At 52.4% G+C, this 23080-nt stretch carries 20 protein-coding genes and 2 pseudogenes; 14 read left to right on the forward strand and 8 right to left on the reverse strand.

Going from position 1 to position 23080, the window contains the following annotated elements:
- Positions 1–192: 192 nt before the first annotated feature.
- Positions 193–642, reverse strand: a complete 450-nt coding sequence (locus B9P82_RS16575) for a DMT family transporter (protein ID WP_016156572.1) — start codon at positions 640–642, stop codon at positions 193–195.
- A complete protein-coding gene (mddA, locus tag B9P82_RS16580; RefSeq protein WP_101700641.1) occupies positions 639–1157 on the reverse strand; it encodes a GNAT family N-acetyltransferase in 519 nt (172 codons plus the stop codon). Before mddA ends, B9P82_RS16575 begins: the two co-directional genes overlap by 4 nt.
- 37 nt (positions 1158–1194) lie before the next feature.
- Between mddA and B9P82_RS16585 the strand changes: the two genes are divergently transcribed.
- Both B9P82_RS16585 and B9P82_RS16590 read left to right on the forward strand, forming a co-directional pair.
- Positions 1195–1770, forward strand: a complete 576-nt coding sequence (locus B9P82_RS16585; protein ID WP_046275593.1) for a helix-turn-helix domain-containing protein — start codon at positions 1195–1197, stop codon at positions 1768–1770.
- A 58-nt stretch (positions 1771–1828) separates the two neighbouring features.
- The gene (locus B9P82_RS16590) at positions 1829–2866 is read left to right on the forward strand and encodes an NADP-dependent oxidoreductase (protein WP_101700642.1); all 1038 of its coding nucleotides are present in this window, start codon (positions 1829–1831) and stop codon (positions 2864–2866) included.
- Positions 2867–2896: 30 nt separating this feature from the next.
- On the opposite strand, the gene pqqU is transcribed toward B9P82_RS16590, so the two are convergent.
- Positions 2897–5017: a TonB-dependent receptor PqqU gene (gene pqqU, locus B9P82_RS16595; RefSeq protein WP_101700643.1), complete on the reverse strand. Its 2121-nt coding sequence runs from the start codon at positions 5015–5017 to the stop codon at positions 2897–2899.
- Positions 5018–5278: 261 nt separating this feature from the next.
- Here pqqU and B9P82_RS16600 point away from each other — a divergent pair, with 261 nt between their 5' ends.
- Complete coding sequence (locus tag B9P82_RS16600) at positions 5279–6340, forward strand: 7-bladed beta-propeller protein YncE (RefSeq protein WP_101700644.1); 1062 nt, start codon at positions 5279–5281, stop codon at positions 6338–6340.
- A 136-nt stretch (positions 6341–6476) separates the two neighbouring features.
- Positions 6477–6698 (forward strand): YgdI/YgdR family lipoprotein, encoded by a 222-nt coding sequence (locus B9P82_RS16605; RefSeq protein ID WP_101700645.1) that lies wholly within the window; start codon positions 6477–6479, stop codon positions 6696–6698.
- 41 nt (positions 6699–6739) lie between these two features.
- On the opposite strand, the gene ansP is transcribed toward B9P82_RS16605, so the two are convergent.
- Positions 6740–8182, reverse strand: coding sequence for an L-asparagine permease (gene ansP, locus B9P82_RS16610; protein ID WP_101700646.1), 1443 nt, complete (start codon positions 8180–8182; stop codon positions 6740–6742).
- Positions 8183–8406: 224 nt separating this feature from the next.
- Positions 8407–9041, reverse strand: a pseudogene (locus tag B9P82_RS16615) (Tn3 family transposase); the annotation flags it as partial.
- Between the two features lie 69 nt (positions 9042–9110).
- Here B9P82_RS16615 and B9P82_RS16620 point away from each other — a divergent pair.
- From B9P82_RS16620 to B9P82_RS16635, 3 genes are all read left to right on the forward strand, one after another.
- Positions 9111–9803, forward strand: coding sequence for a hypothetical protein (locus tag B9P82_RS16620; protein ID WP_101700647.1), 693 nt, complete (start codon positions 9111–9113; stop codon positions 9801–9803).
- 239 nt (positions 9804–10042) lie between these two features.
- Positions 10043–10522, forward strand: a complete 480-nt coding sequence (locus B9P82_RS16630) for an Hcp family type VI secretion system effector (protein WP_101700648.1) — start codon at positions 10043–10045, stop codon at positions 10520–10522.
- A gap of 29 nt (positions 10523–10551) precedes the next feature.
- Complete coding sequence (locus B9P82_RS16635) at positions 10552–10785, forward strand: hypothetical protein (protein ID WP_029139542.1); 234 nt, start codon at positions 10552–10554, stop codon at positions 10783–10785.
- A gap of 93 nt (positions 10786–10878) precedes the next feature.
- Here B9P82_RS16635 and B9P82_RS16640 read toward each other — a convergent pair whose 3' ends face one another.
- On the reverse strand, positions 10879–12420 hold the full coding sequence (locus B9P82_RS16640; RefSeq protein ID WP_053389793.1) for a methyl-accepting chemotaxis protein: 1542 nt from the start codon (positions 12418–12420) through the stop codon (positions 10879–10881).
- A 516-nt stretch (positions 12421–12936) separates the two neighbouring features.
- Between B9P82_RS16640 and B9P82_RS16645 the strand changes: the two genes are divergently transcribed.
- The 7 genes and pseudogenes from B9P82_RS16645 (at position 12937) to B9P82_RS16680 (ending at position 20254) form a co-directional block, all read left to right on the forward strand.
- Positions 12937–13935 (forward strand): MsnO8 family LLM class oxidoreductase, encoded by a 999-nt coding sequence (locus tag B9P82_RS16645; protein ID WP_101700649.1) that lies wholly within the window; start codon positions 12937–12939, stop codon positions 13933–13935.
- Positions 13935–15056 carry an amidohydrolase gene (locus B9P82_RS16650; RefSeq protein WP_047358136.1) on the forward strand — a complete coding sequence of 374 codons (1122 nt, stop codon included), beginning with the start codon at positions 13935–13937 and terminating at the stop codon, positions 15054–15056. Before B9P82_RS16645 ends, B9P82_RS16650 begins: the two co-directional genes overlap by 1 nt.
- 25 nt (positions 15057–15081) lie before the next feature.
- Positions 15082–17340 (forward strand): annotated as a pseudogene (locus tag B9P82_RS29025) (NtaA/DmoA family FMN-dependent monooxygenase).
- Between the two features lie 10 nt (positions 17341–17350).
- Entirely contained in the window at positions 17351–17860 is a 510-nt protein-coding gene (locus B9P82_RS16665) for a GNAT family N-acetyltransferase (RefSeq protein WP_016153131.1), read from the forward strand.
- 9 nt (positions 17861–17869) lie between these two features.
- Positions 17870–18796, forward strand: coding sequence for an amino acid ABC transporter permease (locus B9P82_RS16670; RefSeq protein WP_016153130.1), 927 nt, complete (start codon positions 17870–17872; stop codon positions 18794–18796).
- Positions 18780–19553 carry an amino acid ABC transporter ATP-binding protein gene (locus B9P82_RS16675; RefSeq protein WP_016153129.1) on the forward strand — a complete coding sequence of 258 codons (774 nt, stop codon included), beginning with the start codon at positions 18780–18782 and terminating at the stop codon, positions 19551–19553. The genes B9P82_RS16670 and B9P82_RS16675 overlap by 17 nt, the downstream gene beginning before the upstream one ends.
- 83 nt (positions 19554–19636) lie before the next feature.
- Complete coding sequence (locus B9P82_RS16680; protein ID WP_016153128.1) at positions 19637–20254, forward strand: glutathione S-transferase family protein; 618 nt, start codon at positions 19637–19639, stop codon at positions 20252–20254.
- Between the two features lie 69 nt (positions 20255–20323).
- Here the strand turns inward: B9P82_RS16680 and B9P82_RS16685 are convergent, their stop codons facing one another.
- Both B9P82_RS16685 and B9P82_RS16690 read right to left on the reverse strand, forming a co-directional pair.
- Entirely contained in the window at positions 20324–21634 is a 1311-nt protein-coding gene (locus B9P82_RS16685) for an MFS transporter (RefSeq protein WP_101700650.1), read from the reverse strand.
- A 73-nt stretch (positions 21635–21707) separates the two neighbouring features.
- Positions 21708–22904, reverse strand: a complete 1197-nt coding sequence (locus B9P82_RS16690) for an L-talarate/galactarate dehydratase (RefSeq protein ID WP_016153126.1) — start codon at positions 22902–22904, stop codon at positions 21708–21710.
- Between the last annotated feature and the right edge of the window lie 176 nt (positions 22905–23080).

The following is a 23080-nucleotide window of genomic DNA, read 5'->3' on the forward strand; positions in this document are numbered from 1 at the left end:
CTCCGGTTTATCCGAAGGCTCCCTGCGAAAGCAAAGCCGGCAGGCCGAATGGAACCAGGTGTGCAGATAACATCATGGCCGGGTACGACGGTACCGAAAGAGAGGCCGGATATACGACAGCATCTTACCCCCGTCACACAAAATGCAGAATGGCTTGCATAACGGGAGGTGTCCATATACGGATAAGCGCAATTAAAACGAACGTCTCGCCACCAGCCAGGCCCCAACGACCAGCAGCACCGCGCCGCAGACCGGCCCCACCAACGCCCGCAGCGGCACGCCATGACTGCGCAGAATATCCAGCACCAGTCCGCCGATTAACTGGCTGGCCACCAGCACCGCGATAGTGGTTGCTGCACCCACATTTTGGTATCCACTGATGCTGGCAAAAACAAAGAACGATCCCAGCAAGCCAGGGATTAGCGTCCACCAGCGCACGCTGGAAACCAGTTCCCCAAACCCCGCCATACCTTGCTTAAACCACAGTATGCTGACAAACAGCACGATCCCGACCAGCGAGTTAAGTAACATGGCGATGAGGATCGTCGAGGACGTCTGCGTGATGCGTACCATCAAGGTATTTTGCACCACCAGACCAATACCTGCGGCAATCAGAAAGGAGAGGGTTAGCGTCTGGTTCATCTGCTGGTATCCGGTTCGCGGCGATCGTCTAACTGCAACTGCATAAAAGTCAGATCCAGCCAGCGCCCAAATTTCGTGCCAACCTGTGGCATTTGCGCGGTGGTTTTAAAACCCAGCGTGCTGTGCAGATGCAGCGACGCCTGATTCTGAGACTCAATGCCCGCAACCATCACATGCTTGCCGCACGCGCGGGCTTCTTCTATTAACCTGCTGAGCAGCGATCGTCCCAGGCCTTTACCCTGATGAGCAGGATGGACATATACCGAATGTTCAACGGTATGACGGAATCCATCAAAGTTACGCCAGTCGCCAAAGGAGGCGTACCCTGTAATCACGCCATTCTCTTCACTCACCAGCACCGGATAGCCCATCAACTGGCGGGCTTGATACCATGAGATACGGTTTTCGGCATCGACCGTTTGATCGTTCCAGATAGCCGCCGTATGCAGTACCGCGTGGTTGTAGATTTCTGCAATGGCGGCACAATCTTCTTTGCTGGCAAATCGAATGGACATGTTGAACCTCAGGGATTGTTCACTATAGTATTACAATATGAATACTATTGAAGACAGCATAAATCAACGGATCGGTGCAAGAATTCGCATTGAGCGGGAGTCTCGCGGCTGGTCTCTGACGGAACTCGCTGAACGCGCAGGCGTGTCGCGGGCGATGATCCATAAAATAGAGCGCGGTGAGAGCAGCCCAACGGCCACGCTGCTGGGCAGGCTCTCCGGTGCCTTTGGTATCAGCATGTCTATGCTGATGGCGCGGGCCGAAATGCAGGAGGGCAAGCTGCTGCGCTTCGCTGATCAGCCGGTCTGGCACGACCCGCAAAGCCACTATCTGCGCCGCCACGTTTCACCGCGCAGCGATCTGCCTATTGATCTGGTGCAGATAGAATTGCCCGCCGGAAGCGACATCCCGATGCCAGCCTCTTCCTATGTGCAGGCAAGACAACTTATCTGGCTACAGCAGGGGGAATTGGTCTTTGTGGAAGGGGACGTGCGTCATGAAATGCGGGCTGGCGATTGCCTGGAGCTTGGCCCGCCGAATGATTGTCGGTTTATCAATGAAACCGCACACCCCTGCGTTTACCTGGTTGTGCGGTTAAATCATGTCGTCAGCTAACTGGCGGACACAGGCTGCTACTATTGATGGAATCATGCCAAAAGCAGAGGAGCACATCATGGGTCAACAGACTAATCGCAATCGCCGCTGGGTACTGGCTTCCCGCCCGCATGGCGCGCCGGTCCCGGAAAACTTCCGTCTTGAAGACGATGAGGTGGCAACGCCGGGTGAAGGCCAGGTTTTGCTACGCACCATTTTTCTTTCCCTCGATCCCTACATGCGTGGACGCATGAGCGATGAGCCGTCTTACTCCCCGCCGGTAGAGATTGGCGGCGTGATGGTTGGCGGGACCGTGAGTCGCGTGGTGTCATCCAACCATCCTGATTACCAGCCAGGCGAGTGGGTGCTGAGCTACAGCGGCTGGCAGGACTATGACATCTCCGACGGTAACGGGCTGGTGAAGCTTGGCGATAATCCTGAACATCCCTCCTGGGCGCTGGGAGTGATGGGGATGCCAGGGTTTACTGCTTATATGGGGCTGCTGGATATTGGTCAGCCAAAAGCAGGGGAAACGCTGGTTGTGGCCGCCGCCACCGGCCCGGTTGGCGCAACGGTAGGGCAGATTGGTAAGCTCAAAGGCTGCCGGGTGATCGGGGTTGCAGGCGGGGCAGAGAAATGCCGACATGCCACCGAGGTATTAGGCTTTGATGTCTGCCTCGATCACCATGCACAAGATTTTGCGCAACAGCTGGCAAAAGCCTGTCCGCAGGGGATCGATATTTACTACGAAAACGTCGGCGGTAAGGTATTTGACGCCGTTCTGCCATTACTCAATACCTCTGCGCGCATTCCGCTGTGCGGACTGGTCAGCGGTTACAACGCCACATCGCTTCCAGGCGGACCCGATAGATTACCTTTGCTGATGGCAACGCTGCTGAAAAAGCGAATCCGGATGCAGGGCTTTATCATTGGTCAGGATTATGGTCACCGCATTCAGGAGTTTCAGCGGGAGATGGGGCGCTGGGTTAAAGAGGGCAAAATCCATTACCGCGAGCAAATCACCGACGGTCTGGAAAATGCGCCGCAGGCCTTTATCGGCCTGCTGACCGGCAAAAACTTCGGTAAAGTGGTGATTCGTCTTGCAGACGATGCGTAAAACGGATGGCGGGAGTCATTCCCGCCAGTGTTACTCAAAACGCCAGGCCAGATTAATTCCTACGCCATAGTTTCGTCCTGGCGCCGGTTCGTAATATCGACCATTTGCCTCATTCACTATCACCGAACCGACGTAGGACTTATCAAACAGATTATCCACCCGACCGAACAGGTCGAACATCAGACTGCGGTAATAAAATTTATAGCCGGTATTTAAACCCACTACGGTATAGGACGGGGCTTGCGCCGTATTTTCATCATTGGCCATAATGTTGCTCATATAACGAACATCAGTTCCCGCATACCAACCTTCATGAGGCACGTAGCCCAGCGAAGCAAATCCCATGTTTTGCGCAATGCCAGGCAGGCGGTTGCCGTTGCAGTTTTGATCGCCACAGACGTTGCTGCGGTAGGTCGCATCCAGCCAGGTCCATGCAGCTTTTACGCGCCAGCTTGCGGCAAAGCGTTGGTCCCAGGATAACTCACCTCCCTGACGGCGGGTTTTTCCAGCGTTTTTGTAGGTTGTCCGCCCGCCGCTACTGCTGTCAACCACGATCTCGTCATCGGTATCGGTCTGGAATAGCGCTGCGGTAAACAGCCCATCGCCGATACGCGTTTTACTGCCGATTTCCACGGTATCGTTTGTGGAAGGCTGTAGGTCAAAATTCATCCCACTTTGGCCGTCGGAGCGGTAAGACAACTCGTTGATGGTGGGCGTTTCGAACCCGCGTCCCGCGGCCAGGTAGACGTTCCAGGCATCGGTGATGGCGTATTTTAACGATCCGGCAGGTAACCACTGGTGATAGCTGGCGTCACCGCTGTCATCTGCGTTACCAGGCGTAATATAGCGATCGTTAGAATCAAACCACACCGAACTGTAGCGAACGCCGGCATCCAGCGAGAGTTTCTGCGTTAATTGCCACTGGGTTTGCAGATAGGGATCGACATTCCACATCAGGTTACGTTCGTTACGTCGTAAGTCGCCTTTCTGACCATATTCTGGCACGCCATCATCAAGGCGAAAATTGTTGTAGCCTTTACGGCTTTCGCTCATGTTTTCGTAATTCAGACCGGTGGTGAAGGTCACGGGTATGCCCAGTTCGCCACGGTGAGTCCAGCGGTTGTCTATCCCTTGATAATGACGTTGCAGGGTAATAACGCCTCCGGCATGAGAGGGTTTTAACTGCGGGGCCATCGGGATCGACTGATACTGAGTGGTTTCACGCTCGCCTGCATAAGTCATGATGCTGATATCATCCTTCGCGCTAAACTGGCGTTCATAGCGCAACCCCGCCTGGGTCTGCTTGATGGTTTTTCGCGTGTTGTATTGCTCAGCGCGGGGAGATTGCTGCGGATTGGCCTGCCACTCTGACTCGGTAAGACCACCAGGATCGTCAGCTTTACTCTCTACGCTATTGAAAATCAGGGTTAGTTTGCTCGTATCGTCCATGCGCACGCCCAGTTTGGCATTGGCCAGATTTTTTTGTGCGCTGCTGCGATCGCGATAACCATGGGTAGTAAACCGGGTTGTTGAAACGGTGTAATCCACATCCCCTTGCTGTGTGCCATCGCCCAATGCGCCCGTTGCTTTTAACCCGTAGCGCCAACTGCCAAAACTGCCGTAATAACTGCTGGCTTCAATGGTTGGCGGCTCATGTCCCGTTTCAGTGCTGACATTTATCACTCCACCAGACGCATTGCCATACAGAGCAGAGAAGGGGCCGCGTAAAACCTCAATATTTTGTACGCTGCTGATATCAATATTGGATGTTTGACCCTGCCCATCCGGCATGGTTGCCGGGATCCCGTCGACATACAAACGAATGCCGCGGATGCCATAAGTGGTTCGCGAACCAAATCCGCGAATCGACAACTGGAGATCCTGGGCGTAGTTCTGCCGATTTTGCACCTGTAGCCCAGGGACGCTGGTCAGGGATTCAGACAGGTTAATTCGCGGCGTTGCCAGACGCATATCTTCTCCGTCAATGACGCTGACGGCGGCAGGGGTGTCCAGTTCAGAAACGGACTGTGGTGTCGCGCTAACGATCAGCGTTTGATCGTTTATCTCACTTTCTGCCACGGCATAAGGCGAGAGGAAGACAGGCAGTAAAGAAACAGGAAGTGCAGTGTAGCGGGATGCAAAAATCGTCATGAACAAGGCCAGTTAATGATGCTTACGCCGTAACACCGGCGATAAGCGCGTGAATTTTTTTTATAAAAGATGAATTTTAGCGCTGCTGAATTGCGCTAATTTTTCGGGCAATGACAACGATTGTAGTCAATATGTGAAGAAGTGCTCCACTTTGAGATGAATAATGATTACTATTCTCATTCCTAAAAAAGGCAAAACCATGATTTTGCTCATTGAAGCTATGTGAAGCAGTAACAAACGAATTTATCAAAGGGAGTCGTCATGTCTTTACGTCATCTGTTTTCGCCGCGTCTGCGTGGTTCTTTACTGTTAGGTTCACTGCTCGTTGCATCATCTTTTACTACGCAGGCTGCAGAAGAACTGCTGCGCAAAGCCGTGGGCAAAGGCGCCTATGAAATGGCATACAGCCAGCAAGAGAACGCGCTGTGGCTGGCGACTTCGCAGAGCCGCAAACTGGATACCGGCGGGGTGGTTTACCGTCTTGACCCGGTCACCCTCGAAGTGACTCAGGTTATTCATAACGATCTCAAACCGTTTGGCGCCACCATCAACAACGCCACGCAAACGCTGTGGTTCGGCAACACGGTAAACAGCGCGGTGACGGCAATGGATGCCAAAACGGGCGCGGTGAAAGGACGTCTGGTGCTGGATGCGCGTAAGCGTTCTGAAGACGTTCGCCCACTGCAGCCGCGTGAGCTGGTCGCCGATGACGTCACCAACACGGTATACATTAGCGGTATTGGTAAAGAGAGCGTGATTTGGGTGGTGGACGGTGATGCCATTAAATTGAAGGACACCATTCAAAATACCGGCAAAATGAGCACCGCTCTGGCTGTCGACAGCAAGGCTAAACGCCTGTACACCGCCAATGCAGACGGTGAATTCATCACCATCGATACCACCACCAACAAAATTCTCAGCCGTAAAAAGCTGCTGGATGATGGAAAAGAGCATTTCTTCATCAACCTGAGCCTGGACACGGCGGGCAACCGCGCCTTTGTCACCGACTCTAAAGCGGCGGAAGTGCTGGTAATCGACACCCGTAATGGCAACGTCCTGGCAAAAGTCGCCGCGCCGGAATCCCTGGCCGTGCTGTTTAACCCGGCGCGTAACGAGGCCTACGTGACCCATCGTCAGGCCGGCAAAGTGAGCGTGATCGACGCGAAAAGCTATAAAGTCGTTAAAACGTTCGAGACCCCAACATTCCCGAATAGCCTGGCGCTCTCCGCCGACGGTAAAACCCTGTACGTGAGCGTGAAACAGAAGTCCACCCGCGAGCAGGAAGCCACCCAGCCGGACGATGTTATTCGTATTGCGCTGTAATTAACCGGAGGGGGAAACCCCTCCTGTCACTTCTCTAAATCCCCCGATACGCCTCGTTACACCCCGCCAGTAGCCTGACCTACTTCAGGGACTTACACTACGCCCTCAACGGCTAACTGAATAACACGGGAATACCATGAAAAAGCCATTTATCTGTCTTTGTGCAGGCCTAATGCTGTTTACATTGGCAGGATGCACCACCGATTACGTTATGACGACCAAAAGCGGACAAACCATCACCACCCAGGGTAAGCCAAAACTGGATAAAGACACGGGAATGACCAGCTATACCGATCAGGATGGGAATGCGCGGGAAATTAACAGCAACGACGTAGCGCAGTTGATTGAAGCGAACTAAAAAAGAAGGCCTGAAGGATTAACCTGTCAGGCCTTCTGCCGTTATGGCGCGGTGCGGTGGATCTCTGCAACGCGTTTACGCACGCCGAACCAGCCCGCGACCAGCAGGATGGCAATCAGCGGTAATGACGCGATGGTATAGGTGCCATTTGGATAGTCAAACGCCATCAATACCAGTACGCTCAGCAGGAACAGCAGCGTTAACCACGAGGTAAACGGTGCGCCCGGCAGTTTAAAGCTGACGTCTGCCGTTTTACCTTCTTTTATGGCCCGGCGCAGACGCATCTGACAGACCATGATAAACCCCCATGACGCAATAATGCCCAGTGACGCGAAGTTCAACACGATCTCAAACACCTGTGACGGCACCAGATAGTTCAGGAATACCCCGACGACATACACGACCATCGTGGCGAGGATCCCGGCCCAGGGCACCTGTTGACGGCTCATTTTAGCCATGAATTTCGGTGCCGAACCGCCCATCGACATGGAGCGTAAAATACGCCCGGTACAGTACAACCCTGAGTTAAGGCTGGAAAGCGCCGCGGTGAGCACCACAATATTCATGATACTGCCAATGTACGGCACGCCCAGTTTGGAAAAGAAGGTCACAAACGGGCTTTGCCCCGCCTGATAGGCGTTCCAGGGCAGTAGCAGAACCAGCAGCACGACAGAACCCACATAAAACAGACCAATACGCCAGATTACGCTATTGATTGCTTTTGGCACCATCGTTTGCGGATCTTTGCACTCACCGGCGGCGGTACCCACCAGTTCAATAGAGGCAAAGGCGAAAACCACACCCTGTACCAGTACCAGCGCAGGCAACAGGCCATGCGGGAAGAAGCCGCCGTTGTCGGTAATCAGGTGAAAACCCGTGGCGTTACCATCCAGCGGCTTTCCGGTACCTAAAAAAACGGTACCTACCACCAGGAAAATCACAATTGCCAGTACCTTAACCAGCGCAAACCAAAACTCCATCTCCGCGAACCACTTCACGCCGATCATGTTCATGGTGCCGACAATAGCCAGCGCGCCGAGGGCGAACACCCACTGCGGCACGTCGCCAAACGCGCCCCAGTAGTGCATATACAACGCCACCGCGGTGATATCGACAATGCCGGTCATCGCCCAGTTGATGAAGTACATCCAGCCAGCCACATAGGCGGCTTTCTCACCTAAAAATTCACGGGCGTAGGAAACGAAGCTACCGCTGGAAGGGCGATGTAAAACCAGTTCGCCGAGCGCGCGCAGTATAAAGAACGAAAAAATACCGCATACCAGATAGACCAGCGCCAAAGCAGGGCCGGCCATCTGCAGGCGTGCGCCTGCCCCTAAAAACAACCCGGTACCAATTGCGCCGCCAATGGCGATCATTTGTACCTGTCGATTGCCCATCGCTTTGTGATACCCCTCTTCGTGAGCATTCAACCAGCGTCGTTTCGCCGCATGTTGTTCCGCGGCTTGCGTGTTGTTTGTGTTCATTACGATTCCTGTTGACCTGACAAAAATACAACATCCTTTTTGCCGCACCTGCTGCGGCGAAAACAGCCTTACCCTTCATTGTGTTACGGGGGAAAACTGCCGGCCGAGCATCCTACATTCAATTGATTGGTTCCGCAAAGCCCCGGTAACAAGAATTCAGCATTTTTATGCAGCCGGTACTGGCGCGGTGTGGCCTCGATTCAGCCAATAAAGGAGAAGGGCGTTTATACCTGTAGAGGTTCTACGCCGGAACCGCCGAAACCCAGTTTAAGTCCGGCAACAAGAGTATCCAGATCGATAAGTTCATTGCTGCTCTGGAAGGTGTAATGCCCGTTCAGTGAAATGTGCTGCCAGGCCATCGGTGATATCCGGGTCAGCGCCTCGACGCCTTTGGTATTATCTTCGGCTTCCAGTCTCTCCAGCAAACGTGACAGGAACACGGAGTTGTAATAAATGATCGCATTGGAGATCAAGCGCCCACACTGGGTACTGATGTCCGTTTCAGTATCATTTTTCCCTGTTAACTCTTTCTTACCGCCGACTTTGGCGACTGATGCACGTAACTGGTGATAAGATTAAACGCGATTCTGGGAGCGACGGATATTGCGTTACAACTGCGGGTCACGCAGATACTTCAGCGTGTAAATACTGCGAACCAGCCGATCGTATTCAAATATCGCCTGTCTTGTCGGGTTGGCCGTTGTATATGTACATAACTTGCGGATCAGCGTTCCCTGCGTCATTTCCTTCAGCCCCGGCGTGGCGACGATGCGATCAAGATTGCTTTTTTCGCGTGTGATAAGGTCCAGAACAATGTGCCCGCAGGCTGGATCAGGCATTTTTTATATGCTGACGAATCCTTTTATCGGACGCTTTCCCGAGAAAAGTAATGAAAAACTGGATGTAATGAAATTAGCATGGAGCGGTTATGTACAACAACAATGAAGTCATCAGTTACCTACAGGCTAACAGGATCCTTGCATTAAAGCTCGATCATGCAGTTTCTGCCGTCGGTCAGCAGGTTACAAATCAAGTTGAAACCTTGGGAAAGGGCGCTACCCGTCTGCTGTATTACACGTCCTGCTTTACCGATGAATATAATGATGTTTGCCAGCAGCAAAAAACGGAGGATCTGCGCTTCAGGAATGCTGTTATTCGCATTATCCAGCATGGTGACGTTGTCTATGAAATGCTTCGTGTCTACTTTGAAGAAGTATTCAAATACAAAACTAATGCCCAATTAGAGCATATTAAAAAAGCACTTATGGCTGTAAATGTTCATATCGCGGCCAGCACCCTTACCGGTGCGGGGTACGCTTTAGCGGTCGCTACCAGCGTCCGTATCGGATTGCATCTAAGTATGCAACTCAGTGCTCTTACGGGACGTGCAGCGGGTACGGGTGCGGGGGTTGTGGCCACGTATGGCCTGGTTCAGAAAGCGGCGGATAGTGCTCGTCGTCTACACGTCCAATATCCAGCTTATTACTCTGCACTTTACATGCAACAACTGGAAATGATGTATTTCCTGATTGAACCAGTATTCGAGCGTGCGGGCGCACTTGAAGCACAATGGTCGTCTGATTCTGGTATAGCAAATATCATCACCCGGATGATCAGATAACCATGATTCGATCACTAAAGAAGTTTCTACTGTGGCAGCTCAGGTTTTTATCATCGCTGTACGGACCTGTAATTTTTACGATTATTTTCGCATTGCTCCAGGGATATTTTTTCCCTGATAGCCCTGTCTGGCCTACAGGCGTATTCGCCATAGTTATGATTGTTATTTTCACGCGTTACTGTAAATGGTGACAGCGTTAATATCACAGTTATTTAAATCATCACTGATAAGGAAATTACATGTCTACTCCCGCACACTTATGGCTTGAAGATGAAAATGGATCGCCGATTGTTGGCAGTTGTTTAATGCCCCTGCGTTTGGGTTCCATCGAATTAAAATCATTTTCGCACGGCGTAACCATTCCAGTAGATCCCAGTTGGGGCAAACTTACAGGAACGCGCGTTCATAGCCCGATCACGATAGTGAAAGAATTTGATCAGACAACGCCACTCCTGTACCGCGCTGTCTGCGAAGGCCGAACCATGAAAAAGGCGACAATCAAGATGTACCGTATTCTGGAATCAGGCATCGAGGCCGAGTATTTCAATATCATTCTGGAAAACGTCAAGTTCACAACGGTTGCGCCATATCTGGCTCCTAACGGTATGAGTAGCACTCACCTTGAAACGCTCGAATTGCGTTATGAGGCGATCACCTGGAAGTATACGGAGGGTAATATTATCTATCGAGACTCATGGAACGATCGTTGTTGTGCCTGATGACGAGGGGCACCAAAGGAGGAAAGAAAATGGTCGACTTAACAGCTGAACAACAGCAGTTAGCGAAGATAGTTCATGATAATGGTGATGCTCAATTATTGCAGGGCTGTTATGACTATATGGATGCCTTTAAACGGGTGATGGACAGCGCTTCAAAAGTCCAGATACCTGCAATACCCTGGATATTTCGCTTTGCAAAATGGATGGAAAGGCTGGCTCAGGGCATTGCTGATGGAGTCATTGAGGTACCGAAAGATCACTAAAAGCAACGGACCGGAAATTTCGGCGGTTCCGGCGTAGAACCCCATGTAGAGGAGTGCGCTTATCGAGACATTCACCCAATAAGCGCCGTAACGTTATGCCGATACGCCAAAGACCTGAACGGCCTGCTGTAAGCGTGATGAACGCTGGGTCAGATCGGCGGTGGCGTCGGTGACGCGCTCCACCATCTCGGCATTATTGTGTGTCATGGTGCCAACGCGTGAAATTGAATCGTTAATCAGATCCAAAGCCTGGGTTTGCTCACGCGTGGCCAGACTAATGTCTTTGATCATCATCGACATCTGCAGTACATCCCCAATCATCCCGGTGAGATGCGTTTCCGTTTGTTCCACCATTTTGACGCCGCTATTAACATTGGCGACGTTCTTCTCAATAAGCTGTTTGATCTCTTTTGCCGCAGACGCCGAGTGTTGGGCCAGATTGCGGACTTCTGCCGCGACAACGGCGAAGCCACGCCCGGATTCCCCGGCTCGCGCGGCTTCAACCGCGGCATTGAGCGCCAGAATATTGGTCTGAAAGGCAATGCTGTCGATCACGCCAATGATGTCAACGATCTGCCCGTTGTCACGCGATATCGCCTGCATCATGGCGATAGTTTGTTTCATGATATCGCCGCCTTCTGCAGCGTTGGCGCTGGTTTTATCGGCCATGGTCATGGTATGTGCTGCCGTCTCAGCGGTTTGTTGTACCGCGCTACCAATTTCTTCAATGGCCGCAGCGGTTTGTTGCAGGTCGGCAGAGGTTTCTTCTGAACGCTGATGCAGCGCCGTACCTTCTTTTGACACCCGCTGACTGATAGCGCGAATACCGGAAATTTGCGTACTGACGTCATCGACCAGAGAATTCAGATTAAGCCCGGACTGATTAACCAGTCGCATTAGCATTCCGATCTCATCCACCCGATTTAAATGACAGTTATCAGGTTTACGTCCGGACACCACTTTCTTCATTTGCGTCAGGAGCGTATTAACTGGCTGACAAATTTGATACTTAAGGTAAATAGCCAGCGCCAGAAATAACACCAGCAAGCCACCCGACTGAATAAATGGATTAAACGGGGCGAAGATAAATAACAAAGCGAGCAGGGCCGTCACCCCTAAAGAATAATTGACGCGCTGGCTGATATTCAGCCATTTAAACATGGAAGTCCATGCCAATAAGCCGCGACGAATGATAATCCCTTTAAAAAGTCGAAAGCCTTTAAACTGCTGACTATTCATTTTTTGGTATAAACTTTCGCTGTGAGTTATTTCATCACGCGAAGGAACGGTACGCACTGAGATGTAACCGGTGAGTTTTTCATTGTGCCAGACCGGCGTAACGTTGGCGCGAACCCAGTAATGGTCACCATTTTGGCGGCGGTTTTTCACCATACCCGTCCAGCTGTCTCCCTGCTGTAGCGTGTACCACATATCAGCGAATGCAGCGGGAGGCATGTCAGGATGGCGAATAATATTATGCGCTTCGCCCATTAATTGATCTTCGTTAAATCCGCTGGCATCGATAAAAGCAGAGTTAGCGTAGGTAATATGACTTTCTTTATCCGTCGTTGAAAGCAGCGTCGCTTTGTCGTTAAGTGCGTGCTCAATTTGTGTAACGGGCATGTTACTTTTCATAGAGGCCCCATAATGATATGTATAATCCATACAAAAATTCCCGCAATAAAATCGGGATGAATATTAAAAAGCCGTTTTAAACCGTTTTAATAAGAAACGCTGCATTCTCTACTAATCATCATTTCTGTGGAAGTATTTAAATTAAAAAATCTCTGTGGAATATTCATTCAGGGTCATAAAACTGAAACATTTTATACAACCGCATAACGTTTTAAGTCATTTAACCTGACTTAACGTAAATCGCGTTAAAAAACGTTTTCGCAAAAAGAAAACTGGCATGAAATGATTTGGATGTTATTCCCGTGAGACCAACGACCCTATTATATTTTGTAGGCCATACATTCCGCGTGTTTTCAGTTTCGTGTTCCGACCAGTACAAGGCGATCCGAATTTTATCCCTGACAGCGTCAGGGCTGGTTATCTACTTTTTAGCTGAGCAAATGTGAATTAAATGTTTCTGCATGGTTATCTGATAATTTAATAATAATGACATGTTAACAAGCATAGGCCCGTAACATGTCATATCGCCTGAGTATTCTGGATAAAAGCCCCCTCGGGGAAGGTGAAACCGCCGCGATGGCGCTTACCCGGACGTTACGTCTGGCGCAGCAGGCAGAAGAGTGGGGATACCATCGTTTCTGGATCGCGGAACACCATAATACGCCACAGCTGGCCAGCCCATCACCGGAGCTGGTGATTGCCTGGATCCTCGGGCAAACCCAGCGTATTCGCGTTGGCTCCGGTGGCGTGATGCTGCAACATTACAGCCCGTACAAAGTGGCGGAAAACTTCAATCTTCTGGCCTCGCTGGCACCCGGGCGTGTCGATCTCGGCGTAGGGAAAGCCCCTGGCGGCTTACCACTGTCGACTCGGGCACTACAGCAAGGAGTGCATCAGGATGAAAAAGGCAGTTTTGCCGACCAACTTTCCCAGCTTAACGACTGGCTGACGCTGAGCGGCACGGAAAGTGGGGAAACGGTATTTCCGACGCCAATCCCACCGATACCGCCGGAAGGATTTGTCCTGGGAGCCAGTGTGCAAAGCGCACAGTTAGCAGCGCAATTCAATTGGCATTTTATCTTCGCGGCACACCTCAACGGTGACCGCGCGTTATTGCGTGACGTTTTGTCCTTCTGGCAGACCCACAGCGCACGTCCGACGATAGTTGCTGTCCAGGTGATTGTGGCTGACAGTAGCGATACCGCCGCGCAGCTTGCGGAAAACGTGCAAATCTGGGGCGTGGAGCTGGAGAATGGTCAACGTGTCACGGTAGCCAGCGAAGAGCAGGCGCTGGCATTCGCCGCGCAGGCCGGCAGTCCGCCACGCAAAATCGCGCGTCGTGAGCAGGCGTTGTTACACGGCACGGCTCAGGAGGTGATGGCGAAGCTGAATGCCCTGCATACGCAATTTGGCATTGATGAGTTCATTATCGACACGCCAGTGGCGGAAGGTCACGCGCGTCTGACATCGCTGCGGTTGCTGGCGCAAGCCCATAACGCCGTGGAGGTGCTCTGATGACTCTGGCCTCAACGCTTATCAACTGGCGCCGTGAATTACACCAGCACCCGGAACTTTCCCTGCAAGAGGCGGCAACGACGGCGCGCATTCACGCCTGGCTGCACGCAGCGGACGTCGAGATTTTGCCGTTCGACCTGAAAACCGGTCTGGTCGCGGAAATCGGGCAGGGAGACGAGGTCATCGCGCTGCGAGCGGATATCGATGCGCTACCGATAGAAGAAAGCGCCGATGTGCCGTTTCGCTCCCTCACACCGGGAGTGATGCATGCCTGCGGGCATGACGTCCACACCAGCGTCATGCTGGGCGCCGCGCTGCTGCTTAAACAACAGGAAACACACTTACCGGGTCGAGTACGTATTTTGTTTCAGCCCGCTGAAGAGAGTTTCGGTGGCGCAAAAACGCTGATCCGCGCCGGTGCGCTGCACAACGTTGCGGCTATTTTTGGCATGCACAATGAGCCAGGTTTACCGGTGGGGGAATTTGCCACACGCGGCGGTGCGTTCTATGCCAACGTCGATCGCTTCGTGCTGCGTATTAATGGCAAGGGCGCACATGCGGCGCGTCCGCATGAAGGCAGAGATGCCATCCTGCTCGCCAGCCAACTGGTCACGGTGTTGCAAAGCGTTGCCAGTCGCGACGTTAACACACTGGATTCAGTGGTGCTTAGCGTGACCCGTATTCAGGGAGGAAATACATGGAATGTGTTGCCAGAATCTGTTGAGCTGGAAGGGACGCTCAGAACGCACCGGACTTCGGTGCAACAGCAGGTTAAAGCACGGGTTAATGACATCGCCGCCGGTTTTGCCCACGCCTTTGGCGCACAAATCGACGTTATCTGGCATGCGGGGCCGACCGCGTTGGTAAACGATGCTCGTTGGGCCGATATCGCAACCGCCGTGGCGAAACAATCAGGCTACACCACCCATCATGCCGACCTGCATATGGGAGGCGAGGATTTTGCCGTCTATTTGCAAAATACGCCTGGGGCATTTGTCAGTATTGGCAGCGCCAGTGAATACGGATTACATCACCCGGGCTTCAATCCGGACGAACGTTTAATTGAACCTGCCGCGCATTACTTTGCACAGCTAGCAAAAACGGCATTCGCACATCTTTAAGTTTACCTGTTGGGTAGGGGTTATTATGGCTGAAAATCGGCAACTACGGCTCGGCACTATTCTGCATGGCGCAGCGGGAAATATGTCCGCATGGCGTCATCCGGCGGCACAGGCCGATGCCAGTATTAATTTTGATTTTGTCAAAGAGACGGCGCTTATTGCGGAAAAAGGGAAGCTGGATTTTATTTTTGTCGCCGATGGTCTGTATATTAATGAAAAATCAATTCCACACTTTTTAAATCGCTTTGAGCCGCTGACGGTATTATCTGCTTTGGCCAGCATTACCCAAAATCTGGGATTGGTTGGCACGGTATCCACGTCATACAGCGAGCCGTTTACTACCGCACGGCAGTTCGCCAGCCTTGATCATCTCAGCCAGGGGCGAGCCGGATGGAACGTGGTCACGTCACCTCTGGAGGGTTCGGCAAAGAACTATTCCCGTGCCCAGCATCCAGAACATGCCCTGCGTTATCGTATCGCCGATGAATATTTACAGGTGGTGAAAGGACTGTGGGATTCCTGGGAAGATGATGCTTTTACCCGTAATAAGGCAAGTGGAGAATTTTTTAATCCGCAAAAACTGCACACGCTTAACCATCATGGAGATTATTTTCAGGTCGCAGGGCCGTTAAATATTGGGCGCACGCCACAAGGCCGTCCGATTATATTCCAGGCGGGCGCTTCACAGGATGGTAAGAAATTAGCGGCGCAGCATGCCGATGCTATTTTTACCCATCAGGAGTCGCTGGCGGAGGCCAAAGAGTTCTATCAGGATGTAAAAAGCCAGTTGGCCTACGCCGGGCGACATCCCGAACAACTGCATATATTCCAGGGCGTCAGCGTGATTGTTGGCGACAGCGCAGAGGATGTTGAGCAGCAGTATCAGACTACCGCTGCGCTGGTCTCTATTACCGACGCGCTGAACTACCTGGGCCGCTACTTTGAACATCATGATTTCGCCCAATATCCATTGGATGCACCGTTCCCGGATCTGGGTTCCCTTGGACAAAACAGCTTTCGCAGTACGACTGATGAGATCAAACGCAACGCGCGTGAGCGTGGCTTAACGCTACGCCAGGTTGCTCTGGAAGCGGCCAGTCCACGCCCACGTTTCAGCGGTACGCCGCAACAGGTTGCCGATGGTCTTCAGCAGTGGTTCGACGAAAAAGCCGCAGACGGTTTTATCATCCAGGGGGGAACGCCAGATACCTTCCCGCGTTTTGTCGAACAGGTTGTCCCCGTGCTTCAGGCGCGTGGCCTGTTCCGCCATGAATATCCCGGTACGACCCTGCGCGCAAGCCTGGGACTCGCGACACCTGCAAACCAATTCACACAATAAGAGAAAAACGCTATGCAGAAAAAATCAGTCTTCCTCGCGCTGTCACTGGCTTTCAGCGCTAACGTCTGGGCAAATGATGTGACTATTAACGGTACGGGCGTAAGCCTGGAAGCCAATAAAACGCCAATCAATACGGCAAAAAATCCGCAGGCGATTGCGCAGTTGCCCGCGAACCTGCACCTGGCCGTACCGGGTAAATTCACCGTGGCGATTGCCGGGTTAAGCCAGCCGCCGCTGACCGTCTTTGCCGATGACAATAAGACACTGATCGGCAGCGAGGCGGACATCGCTCGTCTGGTGGCTGATAGTCTGGGGCTGGAACTCAACGTCGTGCCCACGTCATGGGAAGACTGGCCGCTGGGCGTCACGTCCGGCAAATATGATGCCGCGATCAGCAATATTACCGTCACCAAAGCCCGCAAAGAGAAATTCGATTTCGCGACGTATCGTAAGGACTCCCTTGGCTTCTATGTCAAAACCGGCAGTAAGCTGAAGAAAATCGAGCAGGCAGAAGATATCGCCGGTCTGCGCATCATCGTAGGTTCGGGGACAAATCAGGAAGCCATCCTGCTCGCCTGGAACGATGAGAACGTGAAGAAAGGGTTGCAGCCGTTTACGCCGGTGTATACCAAAGATGATGCCGCGCAAACCCTGGCTCTGCAGTCAGGCCGCGCCGATGCTTACTTCGGTCCTAACGTTATCGGCGCGTGGAAAGCTGCACTCAACGGTAAAACGCAACGGGTGGGCAGCGTTGATGGCGGTTGGCCAAAAGCGGCACACATCGCTGTGACGCTGAAAAAGGACAGCGGTCTGGTTCTGCCGGTACAAACCGCCCTCAACGGCGTAATTGGCAACGGCGACTATGACAAGGTGCTGAACCGCTGGGGAGAAGGGGTGGAACGTATTCCGCAATCTGAAATCAACCCGGCCGGTTTAGGCGACTAAGGAGGTCATCGTGAGCGATCAATTTCGCGTGGTCTCACCTGAAGCCAGCGAGCTGCAGCCAATTTTGAACGGTCTGTTCGGTGAATATGCCGCCCGCTATGGCGATTATTTTTCTCGCGACGCTGAAGTGGAGCTGACCGAATGGTATCTGGCACCGCAGGGACTTTTCGTGGTACTGGAGCGCAGCGGCGAGATTATCGCCACCGGGGCCTACAAACCTTACGACAAAGACACCGCCGAGATTAAGCGCATCTGGACGAAAAGCAGCCTGCGCCAGCAGGGGCTGGCGGCGCGCGTGGTGCAGGAGCTGGAACGCAGGGCGCTGCTGGCGGGCTACAGCCGGATTTATCTGACCACGGGATTTCGCCAGCCTGAGGCCGTGCGACTTTATTTAAGCCAGGGCTACGATCCGCAATTTGATACAGCGCGCGATCCCGAAGAGTACAGCCTGCCACCGTTTGATGGCCGGCTGCGCTTTACCAAACTGTTGACCATCGCCGGTCAGGCCAGAATAGCCTGAGGAGAGAAGATGAAAACGACGGAGAGTATTAAAGTCGTACCGGCGCGCTATCCTATGCGCACCGCAGGAGCAGTTATTGCCTTGTTTGTCCTGGCGGTGATTATCCAGTCCGTGGCGTTTAATCCGCGCTGGGAATGGGGCGTGTTTGCCCGTTGGTTCTTTGATCCGGTTATCTTGTCCGGCCTTGGGCAAACTCTGCTACTGACGCTTATCGGTACGCTGTTGAGTATTATCATCGGTGGTCTGCTGGCGCTGGCACGGCTTTCATCTTCCTGGCTACTGAACGGTCTGGCATGGGGATACATCTGGCTGTTTCGTTCGTTACCGCTGATTGTGGTGCTCATCGTTTTGTACAACTTCTCCTATTTGTACGACACGCTGGCGATTGGTATTCCGTTTACTCCCATTCAATGGGGCAGTTTTGAGACCATCAATGTGCTCGGCCAGTTTTCCACCGCAGTGGTTGGCCTGACGCTGGTGCAAAGCGCCTATACCGCTGAAATTATTCGTGGTGGATTTTTAGGGGTTGACCACGGCCAGTACGAGGCAGCGGCAGCGCTGGGCTTACCCGCATGGCGACGTACGCTGCGGATTATTCTGCCGCAGGCACTGCGCACCATTTTGCCTGCTGGCTTCAATGAAATCATCAGTCTGGCGAAAGGGACGGCGATGGTATACGTGCTGGCAATGCCTGAGCTGTTCTACACCATCCAGATGATCTACAACCGCACGCAGGAAGTGATCCCGCTGCTGATGGTGGGTGCGGTGTGGTATCTGGTGATCACCAGCGTCCTGTCGTTAATTCAGCACCTGGTCGAACGCGCGCTGGCCCGCAGCGAGCGACGTTCAGCAATCAATACCGCCCGGGTGAGCCGTGCAGAAAAACGCAACCGTCAACGTCCGCAGCAGGAGGCCGTCCATGTCCCACTCGCCTGAAGGCCATATTTCCATTACCGGCGTCAGCAAATACTTCGGTCGCCACAAAGCGCTGGATAATGTGTCGCTGGAGATCCCTCCCGGAACGGTAACGGTTATTCTTGGCCCGTCCGGTTCAGGGAAATCCACACTCTTGCGGACGATCAACCATCTGGAGCGCGTCGATGAAGGGTTTATTCAAATCGATGGCGATTACATTGGTTATCGTCGGCAGGGAGACAAGCTGTATGAGCTGAAAGAGGCGGAAATTTTGCGCCAGCGCGTTAACGTCGGCTATGTGTTCCAGAATTTTAATCTGTTTCCGCACTTAACGGTGCTGGAGAATTTGATTGAAGCGCCCATTGCGCACGGTCTGGCATCGCGTAAAGCCGCCACCGAGCGGGCATTAACTCTGCTTGATGCCGTTGGCCTGCGTAATAAAGCCGATGCCTGGTCGCGTCATCTCTCCGGCGGTCAGCAGCAGCGTATCGCTATTGCCCGTGCGCTGGCGCTAAATCCACGCGTTATGCTGTTTGATGAACCCACTTCAGCGCTGGATCCTGAACTGGTAGGCGAAGTTCTGGATGTCATCAAAGCACTGGCGCAGTCGGGAACCACGCTGGTTGTGGTGACGCACGAGATTGGGTTCGCCCGGGAAGTGGCGGATCAGGTGGTGTTTATGGTCGATGGCAAAATCGTCGAACAGGGCAGCAGCGAGCAGGTGCTGAATCATCCACGCCACACGCGCACCCAGCAGTTCTTGTCGAAAGTGCTGTGAACTTCAAGGGAAAGATAGGCAGGTCTGCATAGACTGACGAATGCTGCTCTACACTTAGGGTTTTAACTTTGGGGGGTTGCAGCATGATTAAGGTCTATGGGGTGCCGGGCTGGGGATCGGCCATCAGTGAAGTGATGCTCACACTGGCGGAGATCCCTTACAGCTTTATTGATGTGGATGGTTTTGACCGCGACGGGCCTTCGCGGGAGTTGCTTAAAAAAATGAATCCGCTGTGCCAGGTGCCCACACTGATACTGGAAAATGGTAACGTGATGACGGAAACGGCGGCGATCGCCCTGATGATCCTCGATCGTTGTCCTGAACTTGCGCCACCCGTTGGGCACGCTGAGCGCCAGCAGTTTCAGCGTCTGTTGATATGGCTGGTGGCAAATGTCTATCCAACGTTTACCTATGCCGATTATCCACAACGCTGGGTACCAGACGCCGCGGCGCAGTTAAAAAAGAACTGTATTGAGTACCGCAAATCGCTTTATATGTGGCTGAACGACCAGCTAAGCGCTGAGCCGTACGCGTTTGGCGATCAGCTAACACTGCTGGACGTTTATATTGCCGTTATGCGCACCTGGGGGCCAGGGCATGACTGGTTTCAGGACAACACGCCCAATATCAGCGCCATCGCTGACGCGGTTTGCCAGCACCCGCGACTGCGTACTGTACTGAAAAATAATAAGATTATTTAAACAAAAAAACGCTGTTCCGCAGGAGTGCAAATCCCGGAACAGCGGGCGAACTATCGCCATAAGCTTACATTACGCGACGGACGGGCTCAGCGTAATACGATCCAGCGGCCCCACGATAAACAGATAAGAAATCAGGCCAATCAGCCCCATCGAACCGACGTACAGAATGGCGTAATCGAATGACTGGGTATTCGCCAGAATGACGCCGATCACCAGCGGCGTGATAATACTCGCCATATTGCCGCACATATTGAATACGCCGCCAGCAATGCCGAGCACTTCTTTTGGTGAAGTATCGCTAAGTACGCACCATCCCAGATTGCCAAAGCCTTTGGCGAAAAATGCCAGACTCATCGCCGCGATAACCACAAATTCTGACGAGGTGTAGTTAGCGATAACGATGACACAGGAAAGTAACATTCCGCAGATAACGGGTAGCTTACGAGCAACCGTCAGGCTGTAGCCGCGCTTTAATAGCCAATCTGAAAAAACGCCCCCTAACAATCCACCGATAAACCCGGCAATAGCAGGAATACTGGCGACAAACCCCACTTTAAGGATCGACATTCCTTTAGCCTGATACAGATAGGTAGGAAACCAGGTCAGGAAGAACCAGGTGATTGACGTCACGCAGAACTGCCCGATGTAAACGCCAATCATCATGCGGTTGACGCAGACGCTTTTTATTTGCGCAAAGGTAATCTTCTGTGGCTGTTTTTTATTTCCCAGCGACGGTTCGCCACCGCCTTCCCGGATATAGTCAATTTCCTGCTGGTTTACCTTCGGATGATGCATAGGATCTCTGACTTTTACCAGCCAGAAGATGCCAAGAATAACGCCAATCGCCCCGATGTAATAAAAAACAAAGTGCCAGCTGAGATTATGCAAAATAATCGTCATTAACGGTGTAATTACCCCTAACGAGATATATTGCGCGGCCTGGTAAACTGAGGTGACAAATCCTCGTTCGTTATTAGGAAACCACTGCACGCTTAATCGGCTGTTGGCAGGAAAGGCCGGAGCCTCAATGGCACCCATCAGTAAACGTAAGATTATCAATACCACAAGTGGACTGGCATACAGATAAATGGTGCCCTGAAACATGGTCACCAGCGACCAGCCAATCAGGGCGCAGCCGTATACCAGACGAGAACCGTAGCGATCAAGTAGCCAGCCGCCAGGCAATTGCATAATGACATAAGAAATACCGAAGGCAGAAAAGGCCAGTCCCATTGCTTCGGGATCAAAACCTAATTCTTTGCTCATAATCGGAGCCACGACGGATAACGTCGCGCGATCGGCGTAATTAAATACGGTGGCAAGAAACAGAAATATCAAAATACCGTAACGCACTTTTGTGCGCTTTATTATTGTGTTCATCACCCACTCCTTTCATAAGGTTGAGAGCGTTTCTGTAGGGAAGAGGGCGGGTATTACTTACCCGCCAAATAAATTAAGGACGTTTACCAAACTCGCAGGTTAATTGCGTCCAGCGGCGTGTCTGCTCGCTGATGCTGAACCCCAGACCGTGACGGTCGGAAACCCACATCCGACCATCGCGCAGCTCAAGCTGTTCATTAAATAACGGGTTCAGCCATTCGAAATGTTCCAACCATGGCTCAAGCGGGTAAGCGGCGGACAGATGCAGGTGAACTTCCATGGCAAAGTGCGGAGCCAGTTTGCGACCGTGTTTCGCCGCCAGGTCCATAATTTTCAGAAACGGTGAAATTCCCCCCACACGCGGTGCATCGGGCTGCACAAAATCACTGGCATTACCGAGGATCAGCTGTTCATGTTCGCGGAAGCTGGTCAGCATTTCACCGGTAGCAATCGGGGTATCAAGCGCGGCGGCCAGTTGGGCGTGACCTTCCACATCGTAGGCATCCAGCGGCTCTTCAATCCAGATCAGATTGAACTGCTCCATTTTTCGTCCCATACGAATGGCGGTTTCTCGATCCCACTGCTGATTGGCATCGACCATCAGCGGGAAGTCATCGCCCAGCGCTTCACGCACCGCGGTTAAGCGGCGAATATCCTCGGCGCAGTTTGGCTGACCAACCTTGAGTTTGATGCCGCCAATGCCGTTTTCACGGGAAATAACGACGTTTTTGAGCACCTGATCCAGCGGCGTATGCAGGAATCCGCCGGAGGTGTTGTAACACTGCACGGAGTCCCGGTGTGCACCCAATAGTTTTGCCAGCGGCAACCCTGCACGCTTGGCCTTCATATCCCACAAGGCGATATCGATAGGGGAGATAGCCTGAACCGCCATGCCGCTGCGCCCTACGGAAGCTCCAGCCCACAGCAGCTTGGTGTAGATCTTGTCGATATCGTTTGGATCTTCGCCTAACAGGTTATCGGCAATTTCTTTGGCATGAGCGTAGATTCCCTGGCCGCCAGCCCGTTTGGAGTAACTAAATCCAACGCCTTCAAACCCGTCGCGACTGCGGATCTCCGCGATAATGATAGCAACTTCGGTTAGGGGTTTCTGGCGACCGGTCAGCACTTTGGCATCGCTCACGGGTGTTGCCAGAGGAAGGAAAGCCAGGGACAGCTTAACCCACTCGATACGGTCGCCGGTTTCAGCCGCGGTTTTTGCATTGGCTGATTTGGCATACGTTACGGCATCGGAATTCGCACTTAATGACATTTTAATCTCTCCTGGTGATAACAAATGATTGCGCTAACATTTTTAGTGTTAGCGCAATCATTGCGCCAGCGAATTGAATGCGTTTTGAACAATCGCTCACAAATACTGAGACGAAAGGGCAGTAACTTGTAAACAGCATCACATTCCAATACTTTATGGGTAAATGCACAAGTCAT

The organism is Citrobacter sp. L55, assembly GCF_002850715.1.
In the GTDB taxonomy this organism is placed as follows: Bacteria; Pseudomonadota; Gammaproteobacteria; order Enterobacterales; family Enterobacteriaceae; genus Citrobacter; species Citrobacter braakii.

What these genes read in the sequence shown, in the direction of transcription:
- B9P82_RS16670 (WP_016153130.1), top strand. Translation starts at nt 17,870, where the DNA reads ATGAAAACGACGGAGAGTATTAAAGTCGTACCGGCGCGCTATCCTATG.
- B9P82_RS16675 (WP_016153129.1), top strand. Translation starts at nt 18,780, where the DNA reads ATGTCCCACTCGCCTGAAGGCCATATTTCCATTACCGGCGTCAGCAAA.
- B9P82_RS16620 (WP_101700647.1), top strand. Translation starts at nt 9,111, where the DNA reads ATGTACAACAACAATGAAGTCATCAGTTACCTACAGGCTAACAGGATC.
- B9P82_RS16685 (WP_101700650.1), bottom strand. Translation starts at nt 21,634, where the DNA reads ATGAACACAATAATAAAGCGCACAAAAGTGCGTTACGGTATTTTGATA.
- B9P82_RS16680 (WP_016153128.1), top strand. Translation starts at nt 19,637, where the DNA reads ATGATTAAGGTCTATGGGGTGCCGGGCTGGGGATCGGCCATCAGTGAA.
- B9P82_RS16575 (WP_016156572.1), bottom strand. Translation starts at nt 642, where the DNA reads ATGAACCAGACGCTAACCCTCTCCTTTCTGATTGCCGCAGGTATTGGT.
- B9P82_RS16640 (WP_053389793.1), bottom strand. Translation starts at nt 12,420, where the DNA reads ATGAAAAGTAACATGCCCGTTACACAAATTGAGCACGCACTTAACGAC.
- B9P82_RS16600 (WP_101700644.1), top strand. Translation starts at nt 5,279, where the DNA reads ATGTCTTTACGTCATCTGTTTTCGCCGCGTCTGCGTGGTTCTTTACTG.
- B9P82_RS16690 (WP_016153126.1), bottom strand. Translation starts at nt 22,904, where the DNA reads ATGTCATTAAGTGCGAATTCCGATGCCGTAACGTATGCCAAATCAGCC.
- B9P82_RS16650 (WP_047358136.1), top strand. Translation starts at nt 13,935, where the DNA reads ATGACTCTGGCCTCAACGCTTATCAACTGGCGCCGTGAATTACACCAG.
- B9P82_RS16605 (WP_101700645.1), top strand. Translation starts at nt 6,477, where the DNA reads ATGAAAAAGCCATTTATCTGTCTTTGTGCAGGCCTAATGCTGTTTACA.
- ansP (WP_101700646.1), bottom strand. Translation starts at nt 8,182, where the DNA reads ATGAACACAAACAACACGCAAGCCGCGGAACAACATGCGGCGAAACGA.
- mddA (WP_101700641.1), bottom strand. Translation starts at nt 1,157, where the DNA reads ATGTCCATTCGATTTGCCAGCAAAGAAGATTGTGCCGCCATTGCAGAA.
- B9P82_RS16585 (WP_046275593.1), top strand. Translation starts at nt 1,195, where the DNA reads ATGAATACTATTGAAGACAGCATAAATCAACGGATCGGTGCAAGAATT.
- B9P82_RS16590 (WP_101700642.1), top strand. Translation starts at nt 1,829, where the DNA reads ATGGGTCAACAGACTAATCGCAATCGCCGCTGGGTACTGGCTTCCCGC.
- B9P82_RS16645 (WP_101700649.1), top strand. Translation starts at nt 12,937, where the DNA reads ATGTCATATCGCCTGAGTATTCTGGATAAAAGCCCCCTCGGGGAAGGT.
- B9P82_RS16635 (WP_029139542.1), top strand. Translation starts at nt 10,552, where the DNA reads ATGGTCGACTTAACAGCTGAACAACAGCAGTTAGCGAAGATAGTTCAT.
- pqqU (WP_101700643.1), bottom strand. Translation starts at nt 5,017, where the DNA reads ATGACGATTTTTGCATCCCGCTACACTGCACTTCCTGTTTCTTTACTG.
- B9P82_RS16630 (WP_101700648.1), top strand. Translation starts at nt 10,043, where the DNA reads ATGTCTACTCCCGCACACTTATGGCTTGAAGATGAAAATGGATCGCCG.